At 32.8% G+C, this 9,958-nt stretch carries 7 protein-coding genes and 2 tRNA genes; 1 reads left to right on the top strand and 8 read right to left on the bottom strand.

Annotation, left to right across the window (positions count from 1 at the left end):
• Window positions 1-74 precede the first annotated feature (74 nt).
• The 4 genes from B4J88_RS04440 to B4J88_RS04425 all read right to left on the bottom strand — a co-directional run bounded on the left by B4J88_RS04440 (window position 75) and on the right by B4J88_RS04425 (window position 5,137).
• Window positions 75-725 carry a phosphoribosylanthranilate isomerase gene (locus tag B4J88_RS04440; protein WP_125349663.1) on the bottom strand — a complete coding sequence of 217 codons (651 nt, stop codon included), beginning with the start codon at window positions 723-725 and terminating at the stop codon, window positions 75-77.
• A gap of 89 nt (window positions 726-814) precedes the next feature.
• Window positions 815-1,906, bottom strand: a complete 1,092-nt coding sequence (prfA, locus tag B4J88_RS04435) for a peptide chain release factor 1 (RefSeq protein WP_038332970.1) — start codon at window positions 1,904-1,906, stop codon at window positions 815-817.
• A 107-nt stretch (window positions 1,907-2,013) separates the two neighbouring features.
• Window positions 2,014-4,200 carry a glutamine synthetase III gene (locus B4J88_RS04430; RefSeq protein ID WP_291066546.1) on the bottom strand — a complete coding sequence of 729 codons (2,187 nt, stop codon included), beginning with the start codon at window positions 4,198-4,200 and terminating at the stop codon, window positions 2,014-2,016.
• A 523-nt stretch (window positions 4,201-4,723) separates the two neighbouring features.
• Window positions 4,724-5,137 (bottom strand): DUF4293 domain-containing protein, encoded by a 414-nt coding sequence (locus tag B4J88_RS04425; RefSeq protein WP_038332961.1) that lies wholly within the window; start codon window positions 5,135-5,137, stop codon window positions 4,724-4,726.
• Window positions 5,138-5,312: 175 nt separating this feature from the next.
• On the opposite strand from B4J88_RS04425, the gene rho reads away from it, so the two are divergent.
• A complete protein-coding gene (rho, locus tag B4J88_RS04420) occupies window positions 5,313-6,956 on the top strand; it encodes a transcription termination factor Rho (RefSeq protein ID WP_291066544.1) in 1,644 nt (547 codons plus the stop codon).
• 127 nt (window positions 6,957-7,083) lie between these two features.
• Here the strand turns inward: rho and B4J88_RS04415 are convergent.
• The 4 genes from B4J88_RS04415 to B4J88_RS04400 form a co-directional block, all read right to left on the bottom strand.
• A tRNA-Leu gene (locus B4J88_RS04415) sits at window positions 7,084-7,167 on the bottom strand.
• A gap of 24 nt (window positions 7,168-7,191) precedes the next feature.
• Window positions 7,192-7,264 (bottom strand) — tRNA-Gly (locus B4J88_RS04410).
• 169 nt (window positions 7,265-7,433) lie between these two features.
• The gene (locus B4J88_RS04405; protein WP_291066542.1) at window positions 7,434-7,913 is read right to left on the bottom strand and encodes a DNA-deoxyinosine glycosylase; all 480 of its coding nucleotides are present in this window, start codon (window positions 7,911-7,913) and stop codon (window positions 7,434-7,436) included.
• A gap of 74 nt (window positions 7,914-7,987) precedes the next feature.
• Window positions 7,988-9,904, bottom strand: a complete 1,917-nt coding sequence (locus B4J88_RS04400) for an ABC-F family ATP-binding cassette domain-containing protein (protein WP_291066540.1) — start codon at window positions 9,902-9,904, stop codon at window positions 7,988-7,990.
• Window positions 9,905-9,958 lie beyond the last annotated feature (54 nt).

Below are 9,958 nucleotides of genomic sequence, written 5' to 3'. Positions count from 1 at the left end.
TTTAAGAGACAGTCCTTTTTTGAATAAGTAAAATCCTTGTCAAGATTCAAAACTTTGACAAGGATTTTATTTTTTTAACCATTAACCGCTCTAAAAAAAGCGTCTAATTTCTTTTCATCTAATTTTCCGTCAGTTCTTACACCACTGCAAATATCTACGCCAAAAGGCTGAACAACATCAATCGCTTCACGAATATTATCAGGATGAAGACCGCCAGCCAAAAATAGAGGAATGTTAATTTCTTCTCTAATTTTTTTACTAATCGCCCAATTGTGCGTGCGCCCTGTCCCTCCCAGTTCTTTTACTTGTAAGTTAGGATTTCCGCTATCTAATAAAATAGCGTCTACAAACTGAGATTTCTCTATCGCTTCAGTTACCGAATTTTCATCAATTACATGAATCACTTGTACCAATTTTACCCAAGGTAATTCGTTTCTCAAAATTTGATATTCTTCGTTTTTCAGCTCATCAACCAACTGAATTGTATTCGTATAAACTTTTTTATAATGTTGAATAATTGTTTCTGAAGTTGTTTCACTTGTTAATAAAAACGAAGCTAATGTTGGCGGGATAATTTGTGTAATATCTTTGATTAAATCATCACCAATAATACCTGGTCCGCTTGGCATATTACCAACTAAACCTAATCCACTCGCTCCATATTTTATCGCTTGTTGTGCTTCTTCTTTGCTACTAATACAACAAATTTTAACTCTTGTTTTCATCATTTGTTTTATTCTTAATACTATAAATATATAAAAAAACACCTCAATTTCTTGAAGTGTTTTGTATGATCTAAGATTTAAAATTGATGTTAGAAATCTTCTTCCGAACCTTTTAATTTTTCTGCATTTTCTGCCATTTTCAATGCATCAATCATTTCTTGAATATCTCCATTCATAAAGTTATCCAAATTATAAATTGATTTGTTGATACGGTGATCTGTTACACGTCCTTGCGGATAGTTGTATGTACGAATTTTAGCCGAACGGTCACCAGTCGAAACTAACGATTTACGTTGAGCAGAACGTTCTGAATGTTTTTTCTCGAACTCGATTTCATACAATTTTGTACGTAATAATTGTAACGCTTTTTCACGGTTCTTATGTTGAGAACGCGCTTCTTGACAAACAATTACAATTCCAGAAGGTTTGTGCGTTAATTGAACTTTTGTTTCAACTTTATTTACATTTTGTCCTCCCGCACCAGACGAACGCGCTGTTTGATACTCCAAATCTGCTGGATTAATCACTACATCAACTTCCTCTGCTTCTGGTAAAACCGCAACCGTAATCGCCGATGTATGCACACGCCCTTGCGATTCTGTTTCAGGAACACGTTGTACACGGTGAACACCCGATTCGTATTTCATCGTTCCATACACTGCATTTCCTTCTACTTGCATCACCAACTCTTTGTATCCTTTTCCAGATGCTTCAGAAGTATTTAATACTTCGTGTTTCCATCCTTTTTCTTTGAAATACATCGAATACATGCGGTAAATATCTTCTACGAAAATCGCTGCTTCATCTCCTCCTGTACCAGAACGTAACTCGACAATGATGTTTTTCTCATCTTCTGGATCTTTTGGAATCAACATCATTTTGATTTCTTCCTCTAAAGGTGGAATCGCATTGATTGCTTCGTCTTTTTCTATTTTAGCTAACTCAACCATTTCAGCATCAGAACCATCTTGAATAATTTCGTCTGCTTCCTCAATTACATTGATTAAGTTTTCGTATTGTTTTTGCATTTCAACAAAGTCTTTCAAATCAGAATATTCTTTGTTTAATTTCGCATAACGAGCTTGATCTGTTACGATATCTGGTTGGATGATTAAATCTGCTACCTCATCGAAACGTTGTTTGATTGCTCTTAATTTATCTAATAGACCTAAATCTGCCATATACTTTTATTGGATTGCAAAGATACAATAACTCAAGGGATTCAGAAAATTTGAATAAAAAAAAACCGATGATTTCTCATCGGTTTTGTAATTTATTGTTGAAAATATTATCTCGTAAATAATAATTCTCTGTATTTTGTTAAGACCCAGTATTCGTTGTCTACCATTAATTCTAACTTATCCGCATGGTAACGAATTTCATCATAATATGGTTTTACTTTATCACAATAAGCATATGCTTTCTCTTCTAAAGATTCAACCACATTTGCTTCTTTACGCGCATCCATCATTAAGTGCAATTTTGCGTTTAATTCGTTTACATGCATCGAAATTTTCTTTAAAATGATTAATTGCTCGCCTGCATATTCTTCATAATCATCTCCAAAAATATCTTTGAATCCTTTAATGTTTTTGATCAATATATTTTGATATTTGAAAGCTGTCGGAATAATATGATTCCTAACAATATCACCTAAAACACGACCTTCAATCTGAATTTTCTTGATGTAATCTTCTAATTCGATTTCATAACGCGCTTCAACTTCTGTGTTGTTCATTACATTAAGCTCCGAGAATAAATCCAACGATTTTTGAGAAACTTTTGCTTTTAAAGCTGATGGAGTTGTTTTGTGATTTGACAATCCTCTACGAGCTGCTTCTTCTTCCCATTCTTTGCTGTATCCGTCTCCTTCGAATAATATATTTTTTGTTTCTTTGATATACTCACGTAAAACATTGAAAATTGCTTCGTCTTTTTTCAAACCTGTTTCAATCAACGCATCAACTTCTTTTTTGAAATCGATCAATTGTTTTGCTACAATTGCATTCAACGTTGTCATTGCATTTGCACAGTTTGCAGTCGATCCTACAGCACGGAATTCGAATTTATTTCCTGTAAAAGCAAATGGTGAAGTTCTATTACGATCTGTATTATCTAATAAAACGTCTGGAATTTTCCCAACAACGTTTAATTTTAAATCAGTTTTTTCTTCTGGAGATAATTTTCCTGTCGAAACACCTTCTAATTCTTCCAATACTTTTGTCAATTGTTGACCAATAAAAATTGAAATAATTGCTGGTGGCGCTTCATTCGCACCTAAACGGTGGTCATTAGAAGCAGAAGCGATAGAAGCACGTAACAATTCCTCGTAAATTGAAACTGCTTTGATGGTATTGATAAAAAACGTTAAAAACTGTAAATTGCTGTTTGGTGTTTTTCCTGGCGCTAATAAATTTACTCCAGTATCTGTTGCTAACGACCAGTTATTGTGTTTTCCCGATCCGTTAACTCCTTTGAATGGTTTTTCGTGAAACAATACTTTAAAATGATGACGCTCACCTACTTTTTGCATCACATCCATTAATAATGAATTGTGGTCAACTGCTAAATTCGTTTCTTCGAAAATTGGCGCTAACTCAAATTGATTCGGCGCAACTTCGTTGTGACGAGTTTTTACAGGAATTCCCAACAACATACATTCGTTTTCTAAATCGCGCATATAATTTAAAACACGTGTAGGAATCGAACCAAAATAATGATCTTCTAATTGTTGACCTTTTGCAGAAACATGTCCTAACAACGTTCTACCAGTTTGTAAAATATCTGGACGAGAAGCCGCTAAAGCATCATCAATTAAAAAATATTCTTGTTCCCAACCTAAAGTCGGAGTTACTTTCTTCACATTTTTATCGAAGAACTTCGCTACTTCTGTAGCTGCTTCATCAATTGATAAAAGCGCTCTTAACAAAGGTGTTTTATTATCTAGAGCTTCTCCTGTGTACGAAACAAATACTGTCGGAATGCATAAAGTTGTTCCAAAAATAAATGCTGGTGAGGTTGGATCCCAAGCTGTATATCCACGTGCTTCGAATGTATTACGAATTCCTCCATTTGGAAAAGAAGATGCATCTGGCTCTTGTTGAACTAATAATGATCCACTAAATTTTTCTACAGGATCTGCTCCATCAAATGAAGTTTCGAAAAAAGCATCATGTTTTTCTGCTGTTGTTCCTGTTAATGGCTGAAACCAGTGTGTATAATGTGTTACACCTTTGCTCATCGCCCATTCTTTCATTCCTAAAGCAACAAAATCTGCCATTTTACGGTCGATTTTTGTACCATAATCCATTGCAGAACGAACGGCTTTATACGCTTCTGAAGTTAAATGTTGACGCATTGCTTTGTCATTGAAAACATTGCTTCCAAAAATTTCTGATTTTTTACCTATTTCAGGAACAGCTACCGGTTTGCGATTGCTTGCGGCTTTTAGAGCTTCAAAACGAAATGATGTCATAAAAAAATAATTTGTGTTGTTTTATGGTACAAAAATAAATAAAAATTAAACATAAAATAAAATCACCCCTATTTTTTCAGGGGTTGAATTAAAATTTAATTACAAATAAATTCAACACCCCTTTGTTTTAGTTTTTAATTTTTAAAACATCAGTATAAAATTAATTTTTATTTAACATTCAAATAATTTTTGGAATGATAATTCGAAAAAATCAGCGTAATTATACAAATTATATGAATAGAACATTTTTATTGATGTTGTTTAAACTTGTTTTAAACACATAGATACATAGAAATAGATAAGTTAGTTTAGAAATTAATTGCTCTTTATCTTCTATAAAAATGATTTGTACATCTAATATTATTTATAAACTAAAAAAGCTATATATATCTGGTTATTTTATGAAAAATTTGAACAAGTTATTTTTCAATTTCATTCTCGAAACTAAATTCCTAAAACGAAAAAAGCAGTTTCAATTGCTTGAAACTGCTTTTAGACACTCATAATATAAAAAGTTTTTGGTCTATCTGAAACGGTCTACTGATTTTACAAGATCATCATCCTTCTTAATCAAACGATTGGCAATTGACAGAAGCACAATCGAAGCTAAAGGAACTAATGCCCAAATACCTTTCTCAGAATTTCCTTCTCCAGGTAATGTTAATAGACAATATACAAAAGAACCAATTAATAAAACATTCAAAATAATATTTAACCATCCTAAGCTAATTTGTAACTTACGTTTTTTGAAAAACATAATGGTTAAAAATGAAATTAAAGCTGATGAGAAAAAGGCTAACGAAAAAATGTAATCTCCTTTCTCCGGATTTTGTAACCAATTTAATGGAATATCAAACAGCTTATCAAAATTCATGGCGAATATACTCGAAATTATTCCACTTAAGAATAAATATATACTTTGCTTTCTTTGAATCATTTCTTAAATTTCGAATACAAATGTAAAAAAACTTTTTGAGTTTTTATAATTATTCGTACTATTGCATTAATAAATCTCAAATTTATACGCTTTATAACAATTCTATTGTTATGATTCCCAATTACTTTATTGAATAAAAAAAATATAAACACATTAATACCTTCATTATAGGATTATGTTTGATATCGAAGAATTAAAATCATTCAAATTACCAGATTTACAACAAGTTGCAGAGCAACTGAAAATCGATGGGTATAAGAAATTAAAAAAAGGCGAATTGTTAGACGCTGTTTTAGGTTTTATCAACAGCCAACCAAAGGTTGAAGAAAAAGCTGAAACAAAACCTGCTAAAAAAGATAAAGCTGAAAATCTACCTACAGAAGAAAAGAAACCGAAACGCAAACGAGTTCAGAATTCGGAAGGAGAAGTTCAACAAAAAGAGGCTGTTGCAGAAGAAGTAAAAACTGAAAAAGTTGAAAATATTTCTACCGAAACAGAAAAAAAGGAAGAAAATAATCCTCGCGTTAATAAATTTCAGGAACGAGCAAACAAAAGCCAAGATCTGAAAAAGAATAACCAAAATAATCAGAATCAGAAGAAAAATAATCAATCTGATAATCGTAATCAAAACGATCAATCTCAACAAAATAATCACCACAACAATCAAAATCAAAAAAATAAATATCGCGCTGCGAATTATGAATTTGATGGAATTATTGAAACTGAAGGTGTTTTAGAGATTTTACCAGATAATAATTATGGTTTTTTACGTTCATCTGATTTTAATTATTTGTCTTCGCCTGATGATGTGTATGTTTCTCAATCTCAAATTAGATTATTTGGATTAAAAACGGGAGACACAATTACAGGAGAAGTTCGTCCTCCAAAAGAAGGTGAAAAATATTTTCCTTTAATCAAAATCAAAGAAATCAACGGTCGTACGCCAGATTATGTACGCGATCGTATCGCTTTTGAGCATTTAACTCCTCTTTTCCCTAACGAGAAATTCAATTTAAGTAATTCTAAATCTTTATCAAATCGCGTGATTGACTTATTTACACCAATAGGTAAAGGTCAACGTGGTATGATTGTGGCGCCACCAAAAACGGGTAAAACAACGTTATTGAAAGATATTGCGAATGGAATTGCACAAAATCATCCAGAAGTTTATTTGATTGTTTTATTAATCGATGAACGTCCAGAAGAGGTAACAGATATGAAACGTTCGGTAAACGGAGAGGTTATTGCATCTACGTTTGATGAGGAAGCAAATCGCCATGTGAAAGTTGCGAATATCGTTTTAGAGAAAGCAAAACGTATGGTAGAATGCGGACATGATGTGGTGATTCTTTTAGATTCTATTACACGTTTGGCACGTGCTTATAATACTGTTTCGCCAGCTTCTGGTAAAGTGTTATCGGGTGGTGTTGATGCAAATGCGTTGCACAAACCAAAACGTTTCTTTGGAGCGGCTCGTAACATCGAAAATGGAGGTTCTTTAACAATTATTGCAACTGCATTGATTGATACAGGTTCTAAAATGGATGAAGTTATTTTCGAGGAATTTAAAGGAACAGGTAACATGGAATTACAATTGGATCGTAAGATTTCGAATAAACGTATTTTCCCTGCGATTGATTTGGTAAGTTCTTCTACACGTAAAGATGATTTGTTATTAGACGACAAAACACAACAGTTGATGTGGGTTCTTCGCAACCATTTATCGGATATGAATCCTGTAGAAGCGATGGAATTCTTACACGATCGTATCAAACATACACGCTCTAACGAAGAGTTTTTAATCTCTATGAATAAGTAATTTATTACAACTTATAATTTCAAAAACCATCTAAAGTTATTTAGGTGGTTTTTTTTTTATAAATCTATTTTATGAAAAAAATATATAACAAAAAAAGCCCAAGAAAATAAATTCTTGAGCTTTGTTGTACCTCAGGCGGGACTTGAACCCGCACGTCCTAATGGACACAGGATTTTAAGTCCTGCGTGTCTACCAATTCCACCACCAAGGCATCCACTTCTAAGAAAGAAGTTAGAGCGGGAAACGGGACTCGAACCCGCAACATTCAGCTTGGAAGGCTGACGCTCTACCAATTGAGCTATTCCCGCGATTGTGAGTGCAAATATAGAACAGCTTTTTTAATTACAAAACTTTTAGGAAACATTTTTTTCATAATTATTTTACATTAAAAGCTAAGTTTCTCATCATAATATTTTTAAGCACTAAAATAATTTTACTTTTCTTTGATTAAATTATTTTGAACATAGAAAATTCATCTTAAATAATTGCATTTTTCCAGATTTCAAGCAATCGTTCGTAAGAAAATTGAGCATTTGCTGGACTTGTACTTGGCAAAGAAATATACTCTATGGATGTTTTTTTATCAAAATATTTCCAAAATAATTGCTCTGCTTTCTTTCCATTGAAAATTATTTTCTCGATTGTAGGATATTCATTCAACAATTCATCAATCTGATTTGGCGAAACATTTTTCATATCCACATCCATGCTTCCTTTTCGTTCTGCAGAATGTGCAACATCCCAAAGCGCTAACTTATTTTGTAAAATAAGTTGTTTTCTTATTTCATAATCTTCTGAAAATTCTGTCTCAAAAATCTCAAACATCATTTTCCAAAATCGATTACGTGGATGCCCATAATATTGATTGATTTCTAACGATAAATCACCAGGTAAAGAGCCAAGAATTAATGTTTTTGGTTGTTCTGATATAATTGCAGCAAAAGATTGTTTATGCATTTTGTGTTATTCTAAAAATATAATGTACAAAAAAAGTGCTACAAATTGTAGCACTTTTTATTCTATTTCTTTCCTTAGATAATTTGTTCAGAAACCTCCTCCCACTCTAACATTTTTTTATCTAAATCATTTTTCAAATTCGAGTATTTATCCAATTCTTGTTGCGTTTGCGAACCTGAATGCAATTTATTTTCTAAATCTGCAATCTTCGTCTCTAAATCAGAAATCTCTGTTTCGATTCTTGACAATCTATTTTTAAGGCGTTTTTGCTCTTTTTCTTCCTCAAAAGATAAAACTCGTTTCGCTTGTTCTATTTTAACCTCAATCGGCTTCTCTTCTTTTGGTGCAGCCAAACCATTTCCTTTTTCTACTTCGCGGAAACTTCCCGCTTTAATTTGTGCTAAATAATCATCAATTCCAGAAAGATATTCTTTTACTTGACCATTACGAAAATCGAAAACTTTATCCACTAAATCTTCTAAAAATTCACGGTCGTGAGAAACTAAAATCAATGTTCCAGAATATTTTTGTAAAGCTTTTTTCAACAATTCTTTTGATACAATATCCAAGTGATTGGTCGGCTCATCCATGATTAATACATTGAATGGACGCAACAATAATTTACACAACGCTAAACGATTTCGCTCACCTCCCGAAAGAACTGAAACTTTTTTCTCTACCGCTTCGCCACCAAACATAAATGCTCCTAAATAGTCGCGAACATGTTTACGTGTTTCTTCTGTTGCAGAATTTTCCGCTTCTTCTAAAACCGTTAATTTATCATTCAAAACATGTGCTTGATTTTGGGCAAAATATCCAATTTCTACATTATGTCCATGTTTTATTTTGCCTGAATGCTCTTGTTCGTTGATAATCGCACGCGATAAAGTCGTTTTTCCTTGACCATTTTGACCAACAAAAGCTACTTTTTCTCCTCGATTAACATAAAAAGAAACATGATCAAAAACTTGATGATCACCAAAAGCAACACCTACATCATCTAACTCGAAAATAATTTTACCTGGCTGAACAGCATCCACAAAACGGATATTCATTTTCGTTACATCATCATTTTCAATTTCGATGCGTTCTATTTTATCTAATTTTTTGATTAATGATTGCGCCATCGAAGCTTTATTAGCTTTTGCACGGAATTTTGAAATTAAATCTTCCGTGTGCTTAATCATTTGCTCTTGATTCTTCTGTGCTTGCTCTAATTTTTCGCGACGATCTTCACGCAATTCTAAATAACGCGTATAATTCGCTTTAAAATCAGAAATGTGGCGATTTGCAATTTCGATTGTACGATTAGTTACGTTATCCAAAAATTGACGGTCGTGCGAAACCAACACAACAGCTCCAGGATAATCTTTCAAGAAATCTTCTAACCAAACAATCGAATCGATATCCAAATGGTTGGTAGGCTCATCTAAAAGCATTACATCATGTTTTTGCAACAATAGTTTTGCCAATTCAATTCGCATTCTCCAACCTCCAGAAAATTCTTCTGTTGGGCGATGAAAATCTGAATTTTTGAATCCTAAACCAATTAAAATTTGTTCGATTTCAGCATCTTTTGTGTAACCACCTAAAAGTCCGAAACGTTCTGTTAAATGAGAAATATCTTCAATTAATTTTCCATATTCGTCCGATTCGTAATCTGTTCTTTCAGCTAATTCTTTGTTTACAAAATCAATACGTTCTTGAATTTCAACCAATTGCTCAAAAGCAGAATCCGCTTCTTGCCAAACCGTTCTTCCTTGTACAAAATCAATATCTTGCGATAAATATCCGATTGTAACGTCGCCTTCGTAAACAACTTCACCTTCTGAAGATTGCTGACTTTTGGCTAAAATTTTAAGCAAAGTAGATTTTCCTGCTCCATTTTTCCCTACCAAACCAACACGGTTTCCTTTGTTGATGCGGAACGAAACGTTTTCGAATAAATATCTACCCGCAAAATAAACTCCTAAATTTTGTACTAATAACATTTTGCAAAAATACAATGTTTTTTGTTAGATGAAAACTTATCTCAAAACTATAAG

The sequence above is a fragment of the Empedobacter sp. UBA5036 genome (genome assembly GCF_002415215.1).
Classification (GTDB): Bacteria; Bacteroidota; Bacteroidia; order Flavobacteriales; family Weeksellaceae; genus Empedobacter; species Empedobacter falsenii_B.
Note: the sequence above shows the minus strand (reverse complement) of the source record. Positions and strands in the feature narration are given on the sequence as shown.

Excerpts from the sequence above, each read along its gene's own strand:
- prfA (WP_038332970.1), bottom strand. The coding sequence starts at position 1,906 with ATGGCAGATTTAGGTCTATTAGATAAATTAAGAGCAATCAAACAACGT.
- B4J88_RS04400 (WP_291066540.1), bottom strand. The coding sequence starts at position 9,904 with ATGTTATTAGTACAAAATTTAGGAGTTTATTTTGCGGGTAGATATTTA.
- rho (WP_291066544.1), top strand. The coding sequence starts at position 5,313 with ATGTTTGATATCGAAGAATTAAAATCATTCAAATTACCAGATTTACAA.
- B4J88_RS04405 (WP_291066542.1), bottom strand. The coding sequence starts at position 7,913 with ATGCATAAACAATCTTTTGCTGCAATTATATCAGAACAACCAAAAACA.
- B4J88_RS04430 (WP_291066546.1), bottom strand. The coding sequence starts at position 4,200 with ATGACATCATTTCGTTTTGAAGCTCTAAAAGCCGCAAGCAATCGCAAA.
- B4J88_RS04440 (WP_125349663.1), bottom strand. The coding sequence starts at position 725 with ATGAAAACAAGAGTTAAAATTTGTTGTATTAGTAGCAAAGAAGAAGCA.
- B4J88_RS04425 (WP_038332961.1), bottom strand. The coding sequence starts at position 5,137 with ATGATTCAAAGAAAGCAAAGTATATATTTATTCTTAAGTGGAATAATT.